Annotated in this window: 25 protein-coding genes; 4 read left to right on the top strand and 21 right to left on the bottom strand. The window is 41.6% G+C overall.

Annotation, left to right across the window (positions count from 1 at the left end):
- Positions 1–12 precede the first annotated feature (12 nt).
- The 12 genes from BEP19_RS10965 to BEP19_RS10910 all read right to left on the bottom strand — a co-directional run bounded on the left by BEP19_RS10965 (position 13) and on the right by BEP19_RS10910 (position 10,625).
- Positions 13–1,263, bottom strand: a complete 1,251-nt coding sequence (locus tag BEP19_RS10965) for a nucleotide sugar dehydrogenase (protein ID WP_120189902.1) — start codon at positions 1,261–1,263, stop codon at positions 13–15.
- On the bottom strand, positions 1,250–2,785 hold the full coding sequence (locus tag BEP19_RS10960; protein ID WP_120189901.1) for a glycosyltransferase family 2 protein: 1,536 nt from the start codon (positions 2,783–2,785) through the stop codon (positions 1,250–1,252). Before BEP19_RS10960 ends, BEP19_RS10965 begins: the two co-directional genes overlap by 14 nt.
- Positions 2,782–2,979, bottom strand: coding sequence for a hypothetical protein (locus BEP19_RS10955; protein WP_120189900.1), 198 nt, complete (start codon positions 2,977–2,979; stop codon positions 2,782–2,784). Before BEP19_RS10955 ends, BEP19_RS10960 begins: the two co-directional genes overlap by 4 nt.
- A gap of 26 nt (positions 2,980–3,005) precedes the next feature.
- The gene (locus BEP19_RS10950) at positions 3,006–3,503 is read right to left on the bottom strand and encodes a hypothetical protein (RefSeq protein WP_120189899.1); all 498 of its coding nucleotides are present in this window, start codon (positions 3,501–3,503) and stop codon (positions 3,006–3,008) included.
- Positions 3,504–3,925: 422 nt separating this feature from the next.
- Complete coding sequence (locus BEP19_RS18320) at positions 3,926–4,099, bottom strand: cupin domain-containing protein (RefSeq protein ID WP_170145346.1); 174 nt, start codon at positions 4,097–4,099, stop codon at positions 3,926–3,928.
- Positions 4,020–5,663, bottom strand: a complete 1,644-nt coding sequence (locus tag BEP19_RS10940; protein WP_170145345.1) for a recombinase family protein — start codon at positions 5,661–5,663, stop codon at positions 4,020–4,022. The genes BEP19_RS18320 and BEP19_RS10940 overlap by 80 nt, the downstream gene beginning before the upstream one ends.
- A gap of 239 nt (positions 5,664–5,902) precedes the next feature.
- Positions 5,903–6,283, bottom strand: coding sequence for a recombinase family protein (locus BEP19_RS10935; RefSeq protein WP_120189896.1), 381 nt, complete (start codon positions 6,281–6,283; stop codon positions 5,903–5,905).
- Between the two features lie 69 nt (positions 6,284–6,352).
- Positions 6,353–6,679 carry a hypothetical protein gene (locus BEP19_RS10930; protein WP_120189895.1) on the bottom strand — a complete coding sequence of 109 codons (327 nt, stop codon included), beginning with the start codon at positions 6,677–6,679 and terminating at the stop codon, positions 6,353–6,355.
- Positions 6,680–7,422: 743 nt separating this feature from the next.
- Positions 7,423–7,740 (bottom strand): hypothetical protein, encoded by a 318-nt coding sequence (locus BEP19_RS10925; protein WP_120189894.1) that lies wholly within the window; start codon positions 7,738–7,740, stop codon positions 7,423–7,425.
- 91 nt (positions 7,741–7,831) lie between these two features.
- A complete protein-coding gene (locus BEP19_RS10920; RefSeq protein ID WP_170145344.1) occupies positions 7,832–8,365 on the bottom strand; it encodes a crossover junction endodeoxyribonuclease RuvC in 534 nt (177 codons plus the stop codon).
- Positions 8,366–8,415: 50 nt separating this feature from the next.
- Positions 8,416–10,362: an ATP-dependent DNA helicase gene (locus BEP19_RS10915; protein WP_120189892.1), complete on the bottom strand. Its 1,947-nt coding sequence runs from the start codon at positions 10,360–10,362 to the stop codon at positions 8,416–8,418.
- Entirely contained in the window at positions 10,350–10,625 is a 276-nt protein-coding gene (locus tag BEP19_RS10910) for a glycosyltransferase family A protein (protein ID WP_120189891.1), read from the bottom strand. The genes BEP19_RS10915 and BEP19_RS10910 overlap by 13 nt, the downstream gene beginning before the upstream one ends.
- Before the next feature lie 214 nt (positions 10,626–10,839).
- On the opposite strand from BEP19_RS10910, the gene BEP19_RS10905 reads away from it, so the two are divergent.
- The 3 genes from BEP19_RS10905 (at position 10,840) to BEP19_RS10895 (ending at position 12,149) form a co-directional block, all read left to right on the top strand.
- Positions 10,840–11,178 (top strand): hypothetical protein, encoded by a 339-nt coding sequence (locus BEP19_RS10905; RefSeq protein ID WP_120189890.1) that lies wholly within the window; start codon positions 10,840–10,842, stop codon positions 11,176–11,178.
- A gap of 71 nt (positions 11,179–11,249) precedes the next feature.
- Positions 11,250–11,627 (top strand): hypothetical protein, encoded by a 378-nt coding sequence (locus BEP19_RS10900; RefSeq protein ID WP_120189889.1) that lies wholly within the window; start codon positions 11,250–11,252, stop codon positions 11,625–11,627.
- A gap of 27 nt (positions 11,628–11,654) precedes the next feature.
- Entirely contained in the window at positions 11,655–12,149 is a 495-nt protein-coding gene (locus BEP19_RS10895; RefSeq protein ID WP_120189888.1) for a hypothetical protein, read from the top strand.
- Between the two features lie 62 nt (positions 12,150–12,211).
- On the opposite strand, the gene BEP19_RS10890 is transcribed toward BEP19_RS10895, so the two are convergent.
- The 5 genes from BEP19_RS10890 to BEP19_RS10870 all read right to left on the bottom strand — a co-directional run bounded on the left by BEP19_RS10890 (position 12,212) and on the right by BEP19_RS10870 (position 17,541).
- Positions 12,212–13,042, bottom strand: coding sequence for an ATP-grasp fold amidoligase family protein (locus tag BEP19_RS10890; protein ID WP_120189887.1), 831 nt, complete (start codon positions 13,040–13,042; stop codon positions 12,212–12,214).
- Positions 13,043–13,126: 84 nt separating this feature from the next.
- Complete coding sequence (locus tag BEP19_RS10885; protein ID WP_120189886.1) at positions 13,127–14,446, bottom strand: YheC/YheD family endospore coat-associated protein; 1,320 nt, start codon at positions 14,444–14,446, stop codon at positions 13,127–13,129.
- A gap of 111 nt (positions 14,447–14,557) precedes the next feature.
- Positions 14,558–14,998, bottom strand: coding sequence for a hypothetical protein (locus BEP19_RS10880; protein WP_120189885.1), 441 nt, complete (start codon positions 14,996–14,998; stop codon positions 14,558–14,560).
- Between the two features lie 171 nt (positions 14,999–15,169).
- Complete coding sequence (locus tag BEP19_RS10875; protein WP_120189884.1) at positions 15,170–16,153, bottom strand: phosphatidylglycerol lysyltransferase domain-containing protein; 984 nt, start codon at positions 16,151–16,153, stop codon at positions 15,170–15,172.
- On the bottom strand, positions 16,150–17,541 hold the full coding sequence (locus BEP19_RS10870) for a UDP-N-acetylmuramoyl-tripeptide--D-alanyl-D-alanine ligase (RefSeq protein ID WP_170145343.1): 1,392 nt from the start codon (positions 17,539–17,541) through the stop codon (positions 16,150–16,152). The genes BEP19_RS10875 and BEP19_RS10870 overlap by 4 nt, the downstream gene beginning before the upstream one ends.
- A 185-nt stretch (positions 17,542–17,726) precedes the next feature.
- On the opposite strand from BEP19_RS10870, the gene BEP19_RS10865 reads away from it, so the two are divergent.
- Positions 17,727–19,094, top strand: a complete 1,368-nt coding sequence (locus tag BEP19_RS10865) for a YheC/YheD family endospore coat-associated protein (RefSeq protein WP_120189882.1) — start codon at positions 17,727–17,729, stop codon at positions 19,092–19,094.
- Between the two features lie 59 nt (positions 19,095–19,153).
- Here the strand turns inward: BEP19_RS10865 and BEP19_RS10860 are convergent, their stop codons facing one another.
- The 4 genes from BEP19_RS10860 to BEP19_RS10845 form a co-directional block, all read right to left on the bottom strand.
- Positions 19,154–20,554 (bottom strand): Mur ligase family protein, encoded by a 1,401-nt coding sequence (locus BEP19_RS10860; RefSeq protein WP_120189881.1) that lies wholly within the window; start codon positions 20,552–20,554, stop codon positions 19,154–19,156.
- A complete protein-coding gene (gene cuyB, locus BEP19_RS10855) occupies positions 20,551–21,267 on the bottom strand; it encodes a cysteate racemase (RefSeq protein ID WP_120189880.1) in 717 nt (238 codons plus the stop codon). Before cuyB ends, BEP19_RS10860 begins: the two co-directional genes overlap by 4 nt.
- Positions 21,260–22,618, bottom strand: coding sequence for a YheC/YheD family endospore coat-associated protein (locus BEP19_RS10850; RefSeq protein ID WP_120189879.1), 1,359 nt, complete (start codon positions 22,616–22,618; stop codon positions 21,260–21,262). Before BEP19_RS10850 ends, cuyB begins: the two co-directional genes overlap by 8 nt.
- A gap of 305 nt (positions 22,619–22,923) precedes the next feature.
- Entirely contained in the window at positions 22,924–24,105 is a 1,182-nt protein-coding gene (locus tag BEP19_RS10845; RefSeq protein ID WP_120189878.1) for a glycosyltransferase family 4 protein, read from the bottom strand.
- Positions 24,106–24,166 lie beyond the last annotated feature (61 nt).

Raw genomic sequence — 24,166 nt, 5'->3', positions numbered from 1 at the left:
ATTTGCATCGAATCACCTTTCTTCATGATTATCGTAAACACCTCGCATATCTATGATTCGTTGACCATGCTCCTTAATCATCTTCCAATCGATAGCTGAATGATCCGTTAAGATGACAATAACGTCCATAGCGCGCAACAGGTTTGCTGATAACGGACAAGACGTAAGCTGCTCTTGATTCATGTCTACGACAGGGACGTGTGGATCGCTATATTTCACCTTATATCCATGCATTAACAGTAATTTAAGAATATCGAGAGCAGGCGATTCTCTTAGATCATTGACATCTTTTTTATAAGTGAGGCCGATGAGTAAGATTTGCGCTTCTGTCTTATCTACGCTCCCTAATTCCTCGTTTACCCTGTCTACCACGACTTGAGGCATCACCCGATTAATTTGTAATGCCTGCTCAATAAGTTGACTGGATAATCCTTGTTTCTTTGCTTTCCATTGGAAATACATCGGATCGACAGGGATACAATGGCCTCCCACCCCAGGACCAGGCCAATAAGGAGTGAAGCCAAAAGGTTTAGTAGCCGCCGCTCGCAATGATTCTCTAAAATTTATATTAAGCTGTTGGCACAATTGATCGATCTCATTAACTAATGAAATATTGACAAGCCTTTGAATATTCTCAAACAATTTACACATTTCCGCAACGCGAGGTGAGCTGACCGGAACGACCTGTTCGAACGCCACTTCATATAACTCCGTTACTTTCTTCAAGCAGGCTGCTGTTTGCCCGCTAACAACCTTCGGTATTCGTTGTAAGGAATATTCGGTGTTTCCAGGATCAATTCGTTCAGGCGAATAGCCTAGGAAAAAGTCTTTTCCGACCGTTAACCCGGTACGACTCATAATAGGGAGAATCACCTCCTCTAGCGTCCCAGGGAATGTTGTGCTTTCTAATATGATTGTCTGCCCTTCTCTTAACTGTTCGGCAATCAATTGACACGCTTCTTCTACTGCTGATAAATCGGGTTGCTCATTTAAAATCGGAGTTGGAACGGCGACGATGATATAATCCGCTGATTGCAGCAGGTTTTTATTTGGCAACGAGGGGGTTAGTCTCCCTTTTTTCAACGCTTCTCGTATGGCTTGCTCCGTGACATCACTAATATAGGTTTCGCCCTTCATCAGACGAGCGATCTTCTGTCCATCCTTATCCTTGCCGATCACCTCAAATCCGTGTTCTGCAAAATGAACGGCCAAAGGCAATCCGACATAACCCAAACCAATCACAGCTAATTTAGATGTTGTCATTTTCCTTATCCTCCATTTTTAAGAGTTCTCGCTTTCGATTTCCATCGGTAAACAAGCCTCTATGATTTGTAAGATGAAGAAGATGACCTAGCGCCTCGACATGATCACCTATAATTCTTTCAAAAGCTGGTATTTTCCCTTGCGTTGAAACGTGATCTTGACGTATCCGATTTGGCTTTACCACATCTACAACATGAGTCGCCTGGATCTTAAATCCCTGTTGCAACGCCTCGACTTGCGCTTTAGGTGGAATCATCAAAGATTTAAATCCAATCTTATCAATCACTCTTCTATGCATGGCGTGCGGAACAGCGGTAAGCGAATTATTTAGTAGATCTGGCCTTCCTGCTGACAAGTTAAGAAAGTACTTGACAACACTGATCGTATCCATCGGATGAAATTGGTCCATCAAAAACTCCAGATTATTGAGAGCAATATCGACGCCGCCTTCTACAGCTTGAATAAAAGGAATTAAATCATCGGGTGGAATAACAAAATCTCCGTCTATAAACAAGCAAATCTCCCCTGTCGCATATGCGGCTCCTATCGCTCTTCCCACATTGTGTCCCAGCTGTTTCCCAAACGGGACCAACAACACTTTTTCCTGCTGAGCAAAATGGAGCGTATCCCGATCCGCGCCATTGGCGACGACGATGATTTCATCCACGCCCGCTTGGCGTACGGAAGAAATAACTTGGCTGATGGTTCGTTTTTCCTCGCCGACAGGAATCACTGCGCTCCTTTTCGCTCTTTTAGCAAAGGAGTGAGGAACAAATCGTTGTAAAAGTTTGCGATTTCGATTTCCATCCGTAAAGCCACCACGCGGCCCTTTTTTCTCAATTAAATACTGGATAGCCCGAAGGTGATCTCCTAGTATTCGACTAGTTGATTGCGGATACGGTGATCCTACAGAAGGAGCGGAGTGAACAGGCCGAATGCGATTCGTACCGATAACATCTACATCGATAGGCGATGCGATTTTTAACTTTTTTTCTATAGCGATCGCTTGAGCTAACACCGGATCAGCAAGATGATGCCAGCCAATTTTTTCTAGAGCGACTTTACTCATAGCATGAGGAATCGCTATTAGTGAATTAACCGACAGCGACGATGCGCGTAAAAAATGATTCACTGCGATTTTGGAAACAGTTGTTGTATGAGGACGAATAGGAAGTTGCGCTGTCCAGCGGAGATTATTTAGGGCGATATCAGAGCCCGATTGGATTTCACGAACAAAAGGAAAAAGCTTATTTGAAGGGATAGGGATATCCCCGTCTATAAATAAGAGGATATCCCCGTTGGCATGAAGCGCGCCAATTGCTCTTCCAACATCATTTCCGATTGAAAATGGATACTCGATAATTTTACATTGGTGGGATTGAACGATTTGTTTCGTATTGTCACTGGAACCGTTGATAACGACAATTATTTCCAACGGCGATAGCTTTTTTGCCTCTTCGATTACCGATGAGATTGTTTGTTCTTCATCTTGAGTCGGAATTATAATTGACAGTTTACTCACTCGAACACTCTGACGTAGCCAATGTTTTCGATCCGGATCATTACGTCCTCCGCTCCGTCATACCCCGGAAAAGTAGATGTCCTTAGTGTGATCACTTCTGCATTAACTGCCGCTAAAACTCCCGCTAAAACCTGACCAGGTGTGGCAACTTGGATCTGACTGTTTATATGCCTTCTCAATTCATCAATAAACATAATACTACTCCTTTCTATTCAAAATTTTATTGCGGTCGAATAGAGGTCACATTTCCAAAGGGAACGATTACAATCGTTGACTCCGTTTCACGCAAGACAAGATAACCGTCTTCCACATCCGTTATTGTTCCATAGAGGGCTCCCGCATGTGTAAGCACTTCAACATCCTCATTTAGAAATCGTTGAGCAATTTCTTTGAAATCACCTTGCCCACGCTCGGCTTGTAGGACCTCTTTTAACCATTCGGCATAGCGCGCTGAATACAACTCATTTTGCAACTCTCTTCGCGCCTGTTTTCTTAATCGATTCTCCAGATCATACATTCGATTCTCTAGATCATAAGTTTGATAGCGCAACATTCTTCCAAAATACCAAAGTAATCTTTGACGCTCCCTCCTAATCTCCCTCTCAAATGCCCTCTCTAACTGTTTCCTTTGCCAATAGATATAACATTTAAGCTCAGGATATCGTTTGTCTAATTCCTTTGAATAGCTTTTACCTTTTTCCTTGCATTGATTTCTCATATACTTTGACTCCTTTCAATAGACTTACTCTTATTTCTATTGAAAGGAGCATCACACTGATTGTTTAATTACCTATCACATATGAAAACAGGCTATTAATAGAGGATGATGATCCCAAAGAAAGAAATGGTTTGGCAGGCGCAAAGTTTGACGGTAACTTAAAGATTCAATAGAAAAAGCGCCCCTTAGCAACCACACCAAGAAGCGCTTTTACATGTTCATACATACTTAGCCAAATCTAGTTATAATCCTACCCAAACGGCAAAATAGACACACTCCGCAGCATCAAATAGATCAACTCGCGCGTAAGGCAAGTCTTTTCACAACATCATCCTGGGGAACTCTAGCCCAAAACCAACTTTCAACCCCTTCATTAGAAATTATGCGATTTATGAAGCTTGTGCGATTCTTCTTTTTCATGCTTATTTGTTCTCTTTTATCTGTTTTAATATCTGATCCCACTCCGTATGGATGCGGACAATATCTTCTTCAATTAGTTTTCTGCCCAACTGAACTTCAATAAATTCCAGCTCTGTTGTAGCCCGAATCGTATGCGCGCTGCCCGCGGGAATCGTTACAACGTCGCCTACCTTCAATTGTTTTAACGATCCGTTGAGAATAAACTGACCTTCGCCTTAACTCACCTAATGGCAAACGATAGTCAGGAAAAAACCAAAACTCTATAGATTCAAGTCTTTTTCTGTCCTTTGAGACTTCAATCCTTTTTATCAGTGCCCTTAATAACGATTTCTTTAACAACCTATCCGCCGAGAAATAAACTGATTCAAAGTCTTTAAAGGCTTCTCTTATTCCTTTTTCATTAATTTGCTTATTTTCCTTTTCAGCTATCTCTTCCTCTAAAAATCCTTTGTTAATCTCTAGTTCTTGAAGTTCTTTAGAAACTTTTTCAGCTAGCTTATTATTACGTTCCCTAGCGTAGTCATTCAATAAATCATTTAGATATTCTTCTTCAAGTTTTGTAAGTCTCTTATTTGTAAGTTCAATTTTATTTATAATACTTTTCAATTGACTCTCAGCTAAATCAGTATTTGCATTACTAGTTTTTTCGTGATACTCAATCATTTCTTGTATTATTTCCTCATTATTAATTATTTGTAGTACCACATTTTCAACGTGTTTTTCTATAAAGTCCCTTTTAACAAGATTACTTCTGCATACTGTAATTCCTTTATTGTGATATTGTCCACACATATAATAGAAGTGCCCTTTACTTTTATGCATAACAGTACCGTAATTACAAACAGGGCACCTAAGGACACCAGTAAGCAGTAATTCCCCTTTCACAGTTCTATTCACTAACCTTTTTTCTCTATACTTTTTATTTATCTCTTGTACATTATCCCATAACTCCTGTGAAATAATCTTTTTATGCTGGCCTATTACAATCTCAGGCTCTGCTCTTCCTGCCCTTCTCTTTTCATTCCAATTAACATACTCTCCATATTTTATTAGACCTATATATATCACATTATTCAGGATTCCCTTTATTCCAGCTATAGAAAAGGAGTTGTTCCTTTTTGTTTTAATTCCTCTTGCATTCAATTGTAGGGCAATATATTTATATCCTTTTCCAAGAGCTCTTAGTTCAAATATCTCTTGGACTATCTTACTTTCATCTTCATTTACAACCAAATGTTTGTTAACCATATCGTAACCAAAAACTTTACCGCCATTACGATACCCTTCTAAGGCCCTCTTTTTCATACCCAAACTTGTTCTTTCAAGTATCTTTTTTCTTTCCAATTCAGAAAAGTACCCCTGTAAAAGAAACACAATGTCATCATTCTCTTTTGTAGAATCTGAATTTGTGGAGGTAATTACAAGCTTTTTATCTTTCCCGTTTAGTTCTTTTATTAATTGCATTAAATCAACAACATCTCGGCTGATTCTATCAACTTTCCAAGCTAATATTACTTCAAATTTATTCTCATATAAATCTTTCACCATTCTTTGGAATTGGGTACGGTTTAAATTTTTCGCTGATTCTCCCCGCTCCTCATATATATCCACTATTTCATATCCGTTTAAGCTTGCATATTTTCTTATCTCGTCTGCTTGAAATTCAAGAGAGTAACCTTCCAATTGCTCTTCCGTGCTCACTCTAACATACCCACAACATTTAATTAAATTTGTACTCATATTTAATTCCTCCATAATTTTGTAGTGAAAAAGCTTAGGACGTGAATCCTAAGCTTTTTTTGATTTACTTTTCGAATACTCACTAATCATTTTAACTAAAGTCTCAAGTAATTCCTGCTTTTTAATTTCTTCTTCTGTTGGTTTTATTATTGTTTTGTTACTCATGTCCAATCGTTCCCTTACTATGTATTTTAGAAATGCTTGAACTTGAATAAATTAGCCCAAGCATTTCATTTCAATTAATTATCCTTATTCTGCAGCTTTTGCTTGTGCTCCACTTTCTGCACTTCATTCCATATATCCTTTGTAATAATTGGCAAATGCGTTCCTTTGACTAGTTGAAATTCTTTTGTCTTAATATCAGCAAATTCAACAAATCCTACGTAAAATACGTTTTGCAATATTATTGAAACCCTTTGTGCAGTAAATGCCCTTCCTCTGTCCATAATGTATCCTGATTCATTCAAATGTCTTGAAATTAAGCTATATTCCATACCTTCACTTCTTAGCTGGAAAATCTTGCGTACTACTTTTGCTTCTTCTTTTTCAATTAGCGCTTGCCCATTATTACATTTGTAACCGTATAAATTTATTTTCATATGACCTTCATTTTTCCACATTAAAATTACCTCCGTGAAATGGAATAAGATACAGGGGCAACTTCAAACATAAATACCCCAACCCCTATTTTATGAATGGAATACTTTTGCTAGTTCCAACTTGTCTATTTGCTCGCAAATATGAAACATAATTTTATCTATCATTAGGTATTCTTCATCGGGGATTTCTACGATAAAAGCTTCCCAGTTGGCAGAACTTGTTCCAACGTATTCAACATGGTCAATTTCATTTGAAATCTTATTGACATAATAAACAACCGTAAAGTATATGGGGTGATTGCTAACCGCTAATAATTGACTCTCCACTTCAACAGTGAAATCAACATTTATGAGATTTATATTTTCTCCTACCGTTTGTTCTTCTTTGCTAATAATATTGTACGATAATTGTTTCATGTTATTTACCTCCAAATTTTTTAATTGCATTACAATGCGGCACCTATGTGAATAGGTGTTATGCTATTTTGCGCTTTCGCCCAATACCCCTTCCGAAAAGGGCACATTGTATTGTTTCGTTCATTATGAAGTTATCAATGTACAAGGAACGACAAAAAGGGATTCCATTTTGTCGTAATGGAATCCCTATGGCACAAAAAAGAACCAAACTATTCCAATACCTGCGACGCTGAACTGCTTTAGTGTAAGTTGACACACCTATCCCGTGGATAGGAAACATCAAAGTTTACATACTTGTCCCTTATAAAGGGAAAAAGTAATCATTACACTATTCAATTCAAAATAAATCTGATGTGTTTAAAGCAAAATAGAAGTGCAAAGTAGCTTCCTAATTGCAACCTAACAGGAATTACGAGCATAGCGCCCCTACATTAGAACCTGGTTCGATGACCATACCTATTTAAAGGCTTCCGTGCTGGTTGCAACGTCTAAAGTGGCTTTGCATATTCTACTTTTTTTGCTATTACACAAAGATTTTCGTCACAATGCCAAGCAATTGGCTGGGCATTGGAATAAGTTGGTTCGATTAAAATAAAATTAAGTTCGACTTTTAATTTCTAGACTAACCACCTTTCATAATTAAAGTACTATCAATCTAGCATATGGTATTTTTAAAGTCAATAGTTTTTTCTCTACTAAGACAGCAAGTTGCATGGAATGCATATCATTTGTTATTAACGTGTTCATACGACTTCCCTCCTTCTCACTTCACTGAACTCATTGCGCTCCATGTATGGAATGCGATTCCTTGTTAAAGCATCCATTACCTGTATTTTGACCGTGTTAAAATTACTTAAACTCGTTCTATCATAACGTCCACCTAAATTTAACCTTACAAAGCCACTCTCTGTCCGAATTATTCCTAACCTGATATTCGATAAAATTGTAAAATTAACCCCTTTAATCGTTGCCTGATAAGATGCGTATATGACTTCCTTTTCGATAACTTGTATGACCTTTTCCAATAAGATATTTTTTGGTGTATAGATAACGAATTTCATAATTACCTCCAAGTTTGTATTTTATTAATTTTATATGACGTTTGGTTTTCTTCAAAATAAAAGGCTGTGACATGGCACCACCACAGCCTCTTCATTTATTATCTTTCAACATTATATTTGCAAATGGTATCTGCAATTCCCTGTATAAGTAACACATTCCAATCCCAATAGCATCCGCAGCATTTCCATCGATATCAGAAGCGACAATATTCTTCATATAGCCATGCCAAACAGTTTGACTAACATTTCCCTTCTCCACTTCCAAAAGTGCCCCAACACCATTTGCCCTCCCCCTCCAACTGCGTGGTTTAAATGCTTTGTAAGCATACTTTACGCCTTTGCCTATACAGAAGAGTTCAATTACCGCCTGTAGCTTTAAAAGGTCTACTGCGCTGTCGAAATTACGTACGAATACTACGTCCTCTCCAGCCACAATTGAAATGTTAAATCGAGCAAAGATATCCGATAATAATACTTTGATATTAAGTGCTTTTTCGATTCCTTTTTCTTTTTTATCATTTAATTTGCATGTACCGTATTCAATTAACTTCGCATTTTCTCCGTTTATCCTAAAAATGGCGTAACCAGTGACCGTTGCAGGGTCAAGGGCTAAAAGATAATCCAATAAAACAATTAAAGTTTGTTTGAGGTGTCTCTAAGTTTTTATTTACAAAGTTAATTCCAGTAAAATTCAATTGTATTTTTATCTCCAAAAATTTCTTCTGGTTCATCATTTTCATTTTGAAATCGCTCCATAACATATTTTGTTAATAATGTTGTTCTTGTTTTTATCTTCAACTCATAAAGGTTTCTGTACAATGTATTTAAATTACCTACAATGTATAGCTTTTCTTTGGCTCTGGTGATAGCGGAGTAAATCACATCACGTCTTATTAGATGCTCGCTTTCCGTAGGTACCAATAGAATTACTATACGGTATTCATTACCTTGGGCTTTATGAACCGTTAAGCAACTGCCCAAGGTGATTTGATTTAATTCATCGAATCTATAAGTAATAAATTTATCATTTTGATTCCCATAATCTATTGTGAGGATTTCACGTTCAGGACAAATACCTACAACAAAACCAATCTCTCCGTTCAAAACACCTTTTTCTTTGTTGTTGGCGTTTTGAACAACTTTATCGCCTAGACCTATGCCCAAATCTTGTCCAAATGGTGGGGGATTACTAGACCATCTAAGCTTGGTAGTCCATTTCTGTATTAGGCGACTTACATTAATGCATCCAAAACGATATTCTTCTGAACTAAAAAGTGTTAATATCTGAATATCTGTTAACGGGTTATATCCCTTTCTCCAAAGGTCATGAAAAACATATTCCAGTTCGGAAATTATCTTCCCATCGTCAGCATCAATTAGTGCAAAGTCTGAATCAAATGGACTCTCAATAAATTCTTTACCCACTAATAAACGGTCTGAATTAATCCTTATCAAGCTATCACTTGCTTGCCTATGTATACGTGTTAATACCGTATGTACAAATCTCTTACTATCAACAATGTCCCTTAGAAAGCTTCCTGCTCCTATGCTTTCAACCTGATTTATGTCGCCGACAATGATTACACGACAACCACTTGGTAAAACTCTAAAAAGCTTATTGGCTAAAATATTGTCTATCATGCTAGCTTCATCAATTACTATGATGTCTGCTTGAACAGTTTCTTTACAATAGGAACGTATTTCCTCAATCAGACTATGAATAGTGGTAGCGGGGGCACCTGTTGCAGCATTTAATTTCTCACTTGCCCTACCAGTAAATGCAACAAGCCTCACTTGAAGATTTGCTTCTGACGCAATATTCACTATCGAGGAAATCAAAGTTGTCTTTCCAGTACCTGGATTGCCAGTTACAATACTTAAAGCACCATTCTCACTGAATACAGTCTCAACAGCCTTTCTTTGTTCTGTATTGAGTGGTTTACAATGCTTCTCGATATTGGAAGGATATATTTCTAACTTTTTAGTTGCAATGCGGTGAGCGTGGTAGGCAAGTTCTTTTTCAATTTTATTTTCCTTATAAAGAACAATATAGTTGCCTTCAATCTTAAATTCTCGAGATTGCATTTTTGTTATTTCTTCAGCTATTAACTTTTTACTAAGTTGCAGCTTAATTTCCATTTCACAATAAAATTCCTGAATATCCATCGCAGTATTTCCCTGATTAGTATTGTTGACCAATATATCCAGCGCCCATTGTTCAATCCTCATAGTATTTTCAGGTGTTATATTTAAATTTCCAATTGCAAATTCATCATATATCGCTAAATCAACATCTATATATTTATATAGTAGATATGGGGAATCGCAAATTATTGAAAAAATATTGCTTTTTTGCTCCTGTTCAATCTTTGCAATCGCACCTGCCAAATGCACCATGGGCTTTCCTAGTTCATACGCTAGTAGCTCTGCAAAGTTGTTTTTCTTTTGTACTTCCTTAAATTCTTGATAGAGACTATAACTTACATCACTAAAGGGCAATATTTGTCTTATTAGCTCAGGTGTCTTAATTAAACATTCAATTGTGTCGTTCCCAAATACTTTATAAAGTTGCCCAAATCTCTTTTCGCCGATAGAGCAATCTCTTTTTTTCAGCCATTCCAAAATCCCTGTTTATTGGCGACATACGGATATTTGGCCTGTTCAACCCCAAAGTTCAAACACTCTCCTAACGTCATCGATTCCGGCAATTGAAACACAGTGACATTTGACGATCGTCTCGCTCTCGCCTCCCAAACGCTGCGATCCATGTCATCCCGATTTAATATAATAATAAGCTCTTTTTCACGATAATCCTGACTTTCATAGTTTCGAAATGCATTCTCCATAAAATGCTGACGCATCGTACAACAAATAATAGAAACCATTCGGTCGATCCCCTCTCTCGGATTGAACTAACAAGCATCTATTCATTCTATTCCTTGCTTCATTCTTCTGTTTGTGCGATGGCATAGGATACAGGCGAAAGCATTCATCATTTCCTTCCTTTAAAAATATACGAATCTACCAAGAAAAACGCCGATACCAGTTACGAGAAACAAGCATATCTTATATTAACCAAACAAAAAGGAGGAATTAATTATGGGAGTTCGAAAAGATTGTTTTTGTGACTGTGTTGCAAACATGAAGAGGAATTTAAGAGAACACTTTAGTATGGGGCAACCTGGCAATTTCGTGTTGCTTCTAGGTAACAATGGCGGATTTCTAGGAGTGGGAACGATTACAGATATTGAGCATTCCAAAGTAGTTCTACAATTCCCACCGACCAATGGACCTAGAAATGCGGTTAACGGCGGGTTCCCGGATATCACGTTTGAAGTTTCAATCTGCGCGATTGGCTCAATCGTATCCTTTGACTACGGTCAAATGCCAGAACCTCTAGTTCTTGAGCAATTACGAAATAGAATGATGGGTTTATAAGAGATTTTGTAATCCCTCGTGTTCGCGCGAGGGATTCTTTTTTCCCTACACAAAATGATGGGAGGTCGAACATGTTGAGAAAAGGATTTTGTCGTCCCTTAAATGATCAATGCAGCAGGGCTACAGTATTTCAGACAATCCCCTTCAGCGCGAATTCCTTCACATGCGGAGCGAAAAACCACACGGTTTGGTATACGTTCATTTCTGAATATACAGGTACGCTCGCCGTAAGTACCGCCCATACCGATTACGCTACAAAGGTATGTATTTATACAGGCGCTTGCCATGCGCTAACAAATGTAAGTTGCGGGAAAAGCGATGAGACTCCCGTATTCTTTGAGGCTGTCGCTGGGGAAACCTATACCGTTTCTGTTGCAGGCTATGGTCGCAACGCTTGTGGAATGCTTTACCTTGCCGTTTTTCCAGTGATTGATTCCGGAGTTCTTTAGAAATAATTTAATAGAGGGGGAATGAAAATGGGAATGATTCATCGTCCACGTAAATCACAATTCATTGCCTGTCCTGTTAATGACGAATGCGTTACAGCGACAACCATCCGTAGATTACCTTTCTCAGCGATTGAGCTCACCTGCGATGCGACACAAAACCCACTGGATCCAACTTGCGTCACCGATGAATACTTTTCAGTTTGGTTCAAATTCACCGCGCCGCGCAATATGACAATTGGTGCCAACACGATTCATAGCAATTACGATACAATATTGGGTGTTTACACGGGAACCTGCGCTAATTTAACAGAGGTCGCTTGTAGTGACGACGATGGACCTGGTTATACTTCCTTAGTATTTTTTGAGGCGCTAGCGGGAAAAACCTACTATTTCAAAGCGAGTGGATTTGATAACGACGATTGCGGTCAATTATTTCTCAACATTTTTCAAGTGCCACCCTATGCTAATGGAATTGAAATCGGCGCGATCACCAGACTTGCAGCGTCGAAAAAACAAAAATAATAGAAAAAGGGCTTCTTCAGCTCCCATGCTAAGAGGCCCTTTCTATTTGTTTGCGCTTTGATTCATACATACTTCTTCAAGTCTAGCAAGGACCCAATCCAAAGACCAAATTCTTCAGATGTTTGCAGAAAGCCGCCGCCCGGAGCGAAGGTCATTTCATTAAAATAGACACGCCCCGCAGCATCAAATAGATCAACCCGTACGTATCGTAAATCTTTGGCAAGGGCGCGGGCAACGCGTTCCATTTCCGCGAAGGTAGCTGGTTTCGCTATGCTCTTCTCATCGTTATTCGACGGCGTCGTCTCGACCCGCTCGAGGAGCGGCTGCCAGTCCATAGAATAGATGCCGAGGCTTTGATATCCGTCGATCCGAACAAACTGAGGCTCTCCATGGAAACAATGAAAAGAGTATTCTGAAAAGGTTTTCGGCGCGCGGGGTAAATACTCTTGAATCAAAATCCTCTTCGGCAATGGTTTATAATTCGATTCCTTTGATTTCGAGAACCAGCTAGACTCAAGCCACTCTCCTAGCAATTGCTGGATCTCCATCCAGTCAATCTGGGTTTTGTCCTTTACAATCTTATACCAGCTTGAACCATGCGTTGCTTTTATGACAAAGGACTGCGGGAGTTGTTCAAATTCAATCTCCTCCAGATGCTCATACACACCAATCGTTGGAATAAGATAAGCTTCACCGATTGTCTCTATTATAAACGTTTGAACCTCAACCTTATCTGTATATTTGGCAAACCTTTCTAACTTTCCATATATCTTAATCCATTGTATTTTCTCTTGGATTGTTTTGGGGTCTTTTAGATCACATTCATATCCTAGTTTTTTTTTAAAACTTCTTTTCAATGATTCAATTTGCTTCCGAGTCAAAGCCTTCTTCATTTAGCGCCCCCCCTACTCATAAACGTTCTATCATATTATATGCTAGGGGAAATAGTCTTGCTCTCAGTCAATCACCCCATCGTTCTATCCAAAACCAGCCAGCGCTTTAGCATAAGCAAGCGGTGTTGTCACAAATTTTTCGTACAGTTCATCAGGATTGTCATCTACATATAATCCTATTTCATACTGATGAAATTTGTTGATTTCTAACAGCCAGATCCGCTTGGATTGATCGATGATCACATCAAATCCAAAATCCCCATACATCCCAAAACGCGCGTAACGTTGTTCCATAACGTGACTGGCTTGGATGCATAGATCAATGATCTGTTGCTCTTTCGCCTCCGCTTCCTGTTCCGTAAGCTCAAAAATTTCCATTAACGCTTCCATCCCTGTCATAACTGCGCTCGCATCATTCGTGAAGATCTGATCAACCCGACCGAACTTCGCTAACACCGCCGATGACTTCCAACTTTGTGAACCGTCTTTTTGCAAGATGATTCTAAAATCTACATGTCGATCTTCATATAAAAGGGGGACCGCTTGCTGAATAATATAATGCTGCATAATCAACGGATTGAGGTCGTCTGCAATTTCTGCCACAGCTTGAAACGACTTGTCAACTTTGTCGCCATCATACAACCGATACCCGTCTGCCGTCTGATCTATTTTTAAAATCCCGATCCCGTACCCGCCAAACATCGGTTTCAAATACACCGACGGATAGCGCGCTAACATCCGATTGACATCCTCCACCCCAATGAACAACGCGGTTTCAGGCAGATGATTACGCAGAGAAGGAACCTTTGACAACGCGTCCCACATTTCATATTTGTTGAATAAATAGCCATTAAAGAGTCTCCCTTGTAACGTAGTAACAAGATCATAATGAATCCGATCTTGTAAAAGAACGCGGCGAAAAACCGATCCTGGATATGGAAACACACCTTGCTTCCAACATTCTTCTTCCTCACTCGCCTGTGGATCATAGTAGTATCCCTCGATCGTTTTTGCCTGCGTATTAATTCCGCTTTCCGCGCAAATATAGACAAGGCCGTTGATTGACGCATAATCTTGTAAGTAGGTTTCGAATTCATCGAATGCATCTTGATTTAACTCTTGCTTGCCAACGATCAGAGCGATAACCGGGCCAACGATCAACTGCGTCCCCATCCATCGACTCTCGTAATAGAGGTTCGCTGGAATGGTTAGACTTGGAAATAAGGCAGTGGAGATGCCAATTGTATCAGAGGCTAAACGGTCACTAAACACGACTTGCATACGTTTTCTCCAGGCGCCAAGATTCAAGGTTAGTTCTCTTGGAAATCGACTGCTCCGCCACTTCTTTGAAATAAGGACTTGATCGGGAGAGAGATGGTAACAACGTTGGATCTGTACATTCATTGAATGCGCCTCCTTTCTTTTTTTATTAGAAAAATAAAGCAATGATAAAAATAAAAAGACTGACCCAATACGAAGGGTCGTACCCTGATTGAGTCAGCCTCTCAACAGTGATTAGCCGTTATTTTTGCAACAAATGCAGAATGTCTTTTGGATAATAAGTTTTCCAACACAATATCCAGGGACACCACCTGTCGGCTCACAAGCTAACGAAACCCACTCTACATTTTCAACTTGCATCGCATAACTACCGGGATGGTCATATTCATTAACGACTGCGGCAGGGATTAACTGTGAAAATGGTTCATTTCTATCACGCGTCTTTACAAATAAGCGTAACTTGCAAGGATCCGCATCTGTCCGTTTTACAACGATTAACGCTTTGTTATGATTGTGAGTCTTGTCTTCAAAAAAGACTCTGCCGTAATCTACAACACTATTAATCGGCATTGATCCGGAAGGGGCCGGCGCGGGGGTATTGTTGTAACCGAGAGCAAAATCTAGATAGGCTTTATGCGTTTCAACAAAGCATTGATCATGTTTTCGAATTCCCATTATATTCACCTCTTTCATTTGATCTAGTATATTTATATGTTAGAGAGAAGCTTATTGACTAAGCGCTCGTCCTCATCCATTTGCACATTTTAATAGAGTGACTACAAATGATTGATAGGTCGAGTCAGAGTATAAAAAAGCATAGATCAAGTCTATGCTTTTACGTTCCTCTTATTTTTTCAAGCGTACGCGATACCGTTCTAAACTGAGCGCAGGTCGAAACTTTTCCTTAAACTTGCTAAGCCCCTCCACCCCTAAATCACTGCCGACATTGAGTAGTTCCACCGTCGGATAGAGACGTTGAACTGCGCGCGCCATTTCTACAATCATCACTTCATTCAGACCGTCAACATCGGCCATTTTCTTAATCAGGCAGCCCCATGACTGGCCTTCCGCGGTCAATCCTGCGCTCACCATCCCGACAATTTCGTGATCAATTTCAACGACAAGGATTGCGTGTTCCAGTTCTTCATGCTGTTTCATGATTTCCCGAAAGTACAGTTGGTCGAAGATAACCGAATACTGCTGCTTCGCTTTTTTCAACCAGTTGTTGTTTACACGCAACACAGCCTCATAATCACGATGTTCGTAGGGACGAATCACCGCATTAGGATAGTCGCGGTTAAAGCGGTTTAGTTGATTGCGTATTCGTTGAAAGTCCTTTCCCTTCAATTCGGTAATCTTTTCAATGCTGAAATGCCGTTCTCGCCCGTTCATCTCTCGGTATTCAAAGTATTTTTGAAACTCGGAACTACGTTGCAAAAAAGTGAGCTGATCCCGATTGACCGTGCGGATTGTCGCTGGATAGTAGCGGTTTTTTCGATTCCAAGTATTGCAGAACTTTAAGCATTGATAAGCAACATATAATATACGATCGGGTCCCCCCGCTCCTAACGGCAAACAAAGGAGATGCAATCCTTCTTTCCGATATAGAACAAACGGGACGAGCAGATCATCGATGATTTTCCAGAAAACAAGCTTCTGATCCCCTTTAGCGTCTGCCCAAAGAAACGCAAAGTTCATCGACCATAAATTGGTCGGATAGTCACAGCGTTTCGTGTACGATTCAAACATCTCTTTGTCTCTTAAGCGAATCTGACGAAACGTCTGATCACCTAACTTGATTTTCCTTGGCTGTTCTCCCCACTTGATCAAGGACGATCCCCCTCCTTGATGATCAATTTTTTAATTTGATCGACGCGATCCATCATCGATGTCTTTAGGAGGACAACAGCGTCTTTATCTACTAATTGACGAAACCGTCCGTACACTTGATGCGGGGAATGACACGAGAATACTCTACGAGGATCCATACCAAGCTCAATCGCGCGCTTCCCGATCAAATCGGCGGTTGGATCGATCGTAATTAAAGCGTCGACCTGATTCTCAACAACTTTATCCCCTAGCATCTGATGTTGTTCGTCTGTATGTTCCCCTAGCATGCCGATTCGCCCCATGATCGCGACCGTTTGCTTCCCTTGCGCCAACTCATGCAACACTTTCAAAGCCGCCTCCGCCGAAGTCGGATTGGAACTCCATGTATCATCTAATAACAGACATCCATTAATCCCTACGCGTGTTTGTAGATGCGCCTCTAGCTGACGGTAGGACGCCAAACGTCTGATCGCAGTCTGCAGATCAACCCCAACGGCTTCACAGGCAATCAGCGCGGCAACCGCATTGTAAACCGTATGTTCCCCGTACCCGTGCGTCGAGGCTTCATACGACCTTCCATTGCTGGAAAAAGTAAAGCGCATGCCCTCGTTTCGATAACTGATCTGCGTAATCCGATAATCCACACCCTCTCCTTTTCCATATGTTAGGATCTTTCCTTGAAAAGAGGACGTGTCCAGGTTCCGAATATTCGCGTCGTCCCAGTTCAAAATAAGGACGCCCCGCGGATCTAACCCATCGATTAACCGCGCCTTCTCTCGGATATAATTTTCCATCGTCCCACAGTGTTCTAAATGATCCGTACCAATGTTAGTAAAGATCCCTATTTGCGGTTTAAACACGCGGCACGTATGCAACAGATCGCCAGGCACGGCGACTTTCATTTCCATTACAGCCGCATCGGTTCGTTCATCGATCCCAATCAAATAACGCAAATTGTAGACGAGTCCGTTGTATGTTTTATAGGTCGATTGCGTTCGCATCGATTCACTCAAAATATAGCTGACCATTTCCTTCACCGTTGTTTTCCCGCATGTGCCGGTTACACCGATGACAGGGATGTCCCACAGTCCGCGATAATACTCTACAAAGTCCCAGAAAGCTTGTTCCATATCTTTCACGTATATGATCGTCCAGCGACAGTCGTTGCCCAAAAACATCGGCGGCGTGTCGGTGACAATGACCCCCCTGGGAAACATCCGCCACGCGCGCGGCAGCAAATATTTATCGTAACGGTCAAACACTAACGTGTTTCTTCTCCGAATTTGCGAAGGATGTTCAACGGCATCCCGTATCGGCTCAGTTCGGCTCCCGCGGACCAAAGTCCCTTTAAGCGGTCCCAAAATATCTTGAACAGTTAATGTTTTCAAGTTCATTCCTCCCTAGCGTTAACCTACTCTATTGTATTAACAAAGATAGGACTTGGCTTGAGCGTTTGCGGCGGGGCATTGGCTTAATTTTGAGGTTACCCTCCCTTCTGTCTAGTCACTTGCATGACAATTTCATATACTAGCTACTACACTTGCCTGACGTTTTCCCGCGGGAGGGATTTCACTTGATTAGAAGAGTCAAGATTATATCAGAATCTAGCGCTTCCGCTTGTCTGACAGCTCATCCTCAAACACTCGCCCACCTAAATTTAGAAAAGGGAGAGCAAGTAACACTCGTTTTTGGCAATGTTTATGAAGAGGTCACGCTTGCGTTGGATCCCGACCTGGATTTGAATATGCTGCGGGTTTGTTCGGACACGTTATCCCATTTACATCTTCCAACAACGGTGGAGTACGAAGTCAAACGACAAGGAAATAGCCTGATCATCGGGCCCTTTATCGGGGTCTTAGCCGCTGTATCCGATAATCAACTAGAAAATAACGAAAACTATCTAGCGAGCTTTACCGCAAATTACGAGCAAATCGGTGGCGCCTTGCTCATCTTCTCTCTTGAAGGTGTAGATCCAGGCTCGCAAACGATTCAAGGATGGATCTTCAATCCAACATACAACCGTTGGGAAAAAGGAACATACGCGTATCCAGCGGCAATCCTATCGATCGTGGAAGTGAGTCTGACCGATAAATGGAATTTATTTCAGGAATTATCCACTCATTTTTACCAAACGCTAGGTCCGCGCATTTTCAACTATCCGATTTTCGATAAATGGGAAATGTATCGATGGTTGCGCCGTCACCCCAATCTCAAACACCATTTACCCGAAACCGTCTTATTAAACGACTCCTCCGATGTGAAACGAATGTTAAAAAAATACGGAAAAATCTTCATTAAACCTGTTGTTGGCCGACTCGGAGCGGGGGTCATCGAAGCCACCTTTGACCGCCCAAAAGTGATCGTGAAAACAAGGGTCTATGGCCAAAACATCAAACATATCTTCGCGGATCACAAACGGTTTATTTCTTACTTGCAAACCGTAACCGCCTCGGAAAAATATTTAATTCAACAGGCCATCCCGTTATTAACGCTAAAGGGAAGGGTGATTGATTTTCGCTTAACGTTAGTGAAAGACGATACCAATCAATGGGCAAACATTGGACTGTTTGCTCGATATGGGGCGAAACGCAGCATTATTAGCAACATTACTTCTGGCGGTTATGCCGAATGGGGTAAAAAAGGGTTAAAACAAACGCTCGACATCAACCGTCGGAAAGCGAATCAATGGAACAATAAAATGACGATGATCGCGCGCCACGCCGCGCTAGAACTTGAAAAACGCGGCATCCACTGCGCCAATCTCGGTTTCGATTTAGCGATTGATAAAAATAAAAAGCTGTGGTTGATCGAGATCAATAACCAAAATCCCGACCACTTCATTGCTGTTGTCGCAGGAAGAACCGATAAGTTTTTACAAGCGCGCTCAGCGAATCTGCTCTACGCAAAAAGACTAGCTGGATTCCCCAGAAATGGAACATAACTTAAACATGAAAAGACGACTTCCACCATGTGAAGGTCGTCTTTTTTAGTGACGTCTACTTATGAATAACCGAGCGTCTCTTTCATCAATTGGCGGAACGGAGCAAAGGCGGCAAGACGATATTTGTAGGGGAATTTATACAATATGAGATGTTGGTCATTCAAAAAAGGCGTAAGGGCTTGGGCAACCTCATGACCTGAACGACAGTAATCAATCCGATTCGGATCCATACCCAGTTCAGTTACTCTTTGCCCGATTCTGTTCGCTTCGCCAATCACAATCAAATGATCGACCCCGACTTCCATCACCCGCTGCGCTATCTTGTCATATTCGCGTTGGCCTTCCGTTCCTAATTGCGGCATATAACCAAGCAGCGCTACTTTCCTTCGGGCCCCTGCCAACGCATCCAACACCTTCAATGAAGCATGGACTGAAGGAGGAGTGCAATTCCAAGTGTCATCAATAATCTCGCTGCCATTCGGACCTTGACGCTTTTCAAGATGTTGACGCACTTGTTCAAATTTGGCCAACCCCGCGCCCGCTTCTTTTAAATTCATGCCAATCGCATGAGCGGCAGCAAGGGCGGCAATGGCATTGTATACATTTTCCTCTCCATAACCATGAACGATCAATGGAAGGCTCTGCCCCGCCGCATGCAAGGTAAAAGCCATTCCCCCTTCTATATAACGAATATCTGTCGCGCGAAAATCGGCGTTTTCACCCACTCCAAAGGTGACGATCTGTCCCTTAAAGGAGCTCACATCGAGGCTTCGAACATGCTTATCGTCCGCATTCAGTATAAGCGTCCCGCCTGGCTCAATCCCAGCGATCATCTCCGCTTTGGCTCGAACGTATTGATCGAATGTTTTACAACCGAGCAAATGATAAACGCCTATGTTTAAAATAATTCCCACTTGGGGACGAAAATGGCGACAACTGTCGGCAACGCAGCCGGGATGAGATACACCCATTTCAAATACGGCCGCTTCCGTTTGTTCATTGAATCCTAATAAATAAGGTAAATTATTGTTCAGATTGTTCTTTCCATCGACCGTTCCATGTACCCGATAACGTTTCGCGAGAATCGTCTTGATCATTTCCGTCGTCGTTGTTTTCCCGCATGTCCCAGTCACGCCGATGACAGGTATTTTGAATCGTGTGCGATAATAACGCACAAAGTCCCAATAGGCTCTAATTGAATTTTTTACTTTTATAACCGTTGTATTTTTATCGAATAGTTTTTCAAACCGATGCGGGGAAGAACTAACAATAATACTCGGTTTTCCTTTCAAGGAGCCGAGCGACCGTTTGGAATAAGGATGTGGCATATCGAAATAAAGGGTGTGCTTTCTAAAGCTTCTTGGAAAATAGCTCACATGCCTAATCTTAGCCTCCTTACTGCCCCAAACGATCTCCCCTCCCATCTTTTTTACGACCTTCTTTAACTTTAACTTTTTCAAGAAGCTTCGCCTCCATCTTTTTCCTTTGCAAGTTCAATTGCCCGCTGCGCGAGCATCAACGTGGGATCCCATTTTTTCATCTGAACTTGAAGCAGTGGAAACAATAACGGAATCTCCGTACAGCCACCGAGTAAAGCCCGGGTTCCTCTAGCGAAATAAAACTGCAAACGACTGTTTAGTTTGTTGATTAAGGCATGATCAATCGCCGACGCTTTCACTTGCTGGATGACAACCTCGATAAATTGTTGATCTTCGACTGTCGGCAGTTGAATGGACATATTCCTCTCTTGAAACGCTTCTTGGTAAAGGCCATGTCGAATCGTCGCTTGCGAACTAAGCAACAGAATCTGTCCCAAGCGGGGGTCATGCTCTTGTTCGATCGCCGACACAGTCGTCTCAACGATACTGATGATCGGGATTCTAACTTCCCGCCGAATCTGATTTAACCAGATATGCGCTGTGTGACAAGGCATAATGAGAAAATCGGCTCCTGCTCGCTCCAAGCGACGCGCTGTATCGATTAGTTCAGCAAGGGGGGAAACCCCGTGGCCCAACCCCGCCTCCATTCGACTCGGAATTTTCGGGTTGTTGTAAATCATCATACGGTGATGCTCCTGATCTGTGGCTGCGGGTGTCATCTTTACGATTTTTTCAAAAATATCAACAGTAGCCAGCGGACCCATTCCACCTATGATCCCGATGATTTTACCCATCTTCCGCTCGCTCCCGAGCCGAAAATCCGGCTAAGCCCTTCAAATAAAGTAAATGCTTGCGTAAAATCTGCTCATACAGCTCGAATGCGCTAGCATCTAGCGCAAGCGTATGATCTGGATTGTTATGTTGAATTTCTAAAATCCAAATGCGGCCTTTTTTATCAATGCCAAAGTCGACGCCCATATTTCCACAATGCAGACCTGATTTGTCTAGGCAACGCCCGACCTGATGGGCAATCCGACTGAGCCGCTTGCGCCACTCGATTAACTCGTCAGCCGATAAATTAAAAAGTCGCTGCAATGTTTGTTCGCCAAGTTCCGCTGTGCCGCCCGCGGAAATATTACTAACAACACTGTTCGTAGGTCCAAAGCGGGAAACAAGCCCGACATCCTCCCATTTCCCTCGCTCGTCCTTTACCATGATCATGCGGAAATCAATGATTCTTCCTCCTTCAACGAGTAGATCAACCGCTCGTTGAATCATAAACGTTTTTGGACGGATGGATCGTCGTAAGAACTTGTGTAGATCATCGAACGTTTTAAAAACAAGCTTCTCGTTTTTCTGATCGGACCTAAAGCGCATCGAGATTCCTTTTTTATTTTTGCTGATTCGAGCCACCGCATAACCTCTGGAGCCGTTGATCGGCTTCAGATACACGGGCTGCTTGCTTTTTAATAGGGATTGAAGATCTTCAACTTGCTTATAAAGTTTGCTTTTTGGCAAGTGCTTCTTTAGTCCCGTTTGCGACAATACCTGATCCATTTCCCATTTATTAAGATTAAAGTTGTTAAAGACCGTCTTGCCCATTTTCGTTTCAAAATAGCGCAAATCACGTGGCGAAAGCATCGCAGTCTTTATGAACAGGGAAGACGGGACCCCATAGACCCCACTCTCCCACCCTTTTTTGTCAGGATCATAAACAAATCCGCGCAGACGATCGGTTTGCCGATCGACATCGCCCAATGCAAATGCGACGATCGCGCCGCCAACTTGATCATAAAGCGGGAGATAATCGTTCAGATAAGGAAGGTATTGCTCCACATTTTTAGATGGATGAGTGAGAAGAAAACCGATGAAGGGTCCAAGATAAATGCCATTTTCGTTTCGTCTCAGTTCATAGCGAGGTTGCAACGGAATCGCTAGACGGTCGACGCTATCGGTTGAGATGTGAATCTCTCCTTGCCGAAGTTGACTAGAAACACGGATGTTCATCTTTTGTGAGGAGACTCCGAAATGGAGTCTTACTTGGGCGGTTGAAGCATCCATTCCTAAGGCTTTGGCCAGACCAGGGGGAATGACCATAGAATGGGACTCCAGTTGCTTGGCCACGAGTTGAACTTTTGTACCCACCTTTTCCACTCCTTTTTGATCGATCAATCTAACAGTTTCACTTTTTTATTTAGGCTGTCATCTTCTTTTATTATATGTTTTGAGCTAGAAAGCGATTGGACGAATATAGTCATAGACTCTTAAAATAGGTAGCAAACTAGTTTTGTTGAAATAGTTGAATGCTGCGGTTCGTCTATAAAATAAGGGCAAATTCAGCGTTGTTTTCATAAACTTTTTTTACTAGAGTAGCAAGAAGATTAAGAGGATGCGAGTGAGAGACAATAAAAAACGCCCTCTCCCTTAAACGGATAAGGCGCTATCTACTATTATTGGGAACACGATTCTTTTCCCGAATCGAGCTGTTCATTTGGCGCCAACGTTTGAAATAGCTGCAAGTACTGTTCCGCTGTTCTCGCCCACGTGAATTGTTTGACCCGCTCTAACCCTTTTTGACCAAATTCAGCGCGGAGATCTTCATCTTCGAGCAACTGGCTAATCGATTCGTATAAGTCCTCTTTGTAATTTTTTAGCGGAAATACGAATCCGTTCTCTTCATGCTTGACGACCTCAGGAATGCCGCCGCGATCGGAGGCAACAATCGCTTTACTCGATGCCATCGCTTCTAAGTTAACCCTGCCAAATGGCTCTTGCCAAAAAGAAGGAATCACGACGATATCAGCCAATTGGTAAACATAGGGAATTTCATTTGGTCGCACAAACTGAGTGAATACGACATGCTTACGCAACTTCGCGGCCTGTCGATTGAGTTTACGAACGTACGGCGTGGACGCGTTCCGTCCATAGCGAGCGGAGCCTGTGATGATCAATTTCAATTTCGGATACTTCTTGATTAATTTCGGCATCACATCGAGAATCATGTGAATCCCTTTTTCCTTCATAAGGCGACCGACAAACAGAATCGTCTGATCCCCTTCTTGAATGCTCAGCTTCTTCCTCAGACCCTCAATTTTCTCCGCGCGTTGCTGAGCAAGCTCGAACGGATCAGGGTGGATGCCAAGATGAACAGCGACCCCTTTTCCTTTAAAAGCGGGGAAGCGGGATTCATATTCACTCAATAGATATCGACTGTTCGTAATCAAACCATCTACCTTTTCCGCGACCTGATTCATTTTTTCGCGATTGATTTGCGGCGGGGATGCAAATAACATCGAATGCATGTTGAGCGCAACAGGAATATGTTTGATGTTTGCCTTAATCCGCAACACGTATGACGGACGATTCTCGACCATAATGATGTCTGGTTTTTGTTTTTTTATATGACGGATCACTTTCCGAAGATAGCGAGCTGGATGGGAATACGTATATCTTTTATATCGTAAGTTGCCCTCACTGCTCGATCGCCGATACTCGGGGCATTTTCGCGTGTAGACCGTGACTTCATGCTGTTCTTTCAACTGTTCAGCGACCATTTGAATATCGTGCTCCACACTTGTTCCAATGACAGGAGGGACGGAAAATGGACCTGGACTGATGATGGCGATTTTCATAGTTCACCTCTTCATTCCATGATTTACTTATAGATTATGTAATCATGGACAGGAAGGAAAC

Origin of the sequence: Ammoniphilus oxalaticus (assembly GCF_003609605.1) — a bacterium.
GTDB classification, from domain to species: domain Bacteria; phylum Bacillota; class Bacilli; order Aneurinibacillales; family RAOX-1; genus Ammoniphilus; species Ammoniphilus oxalaticus.
This window is presented reverse-complemented; position numbering and strand designations above follow the sequence as displayed.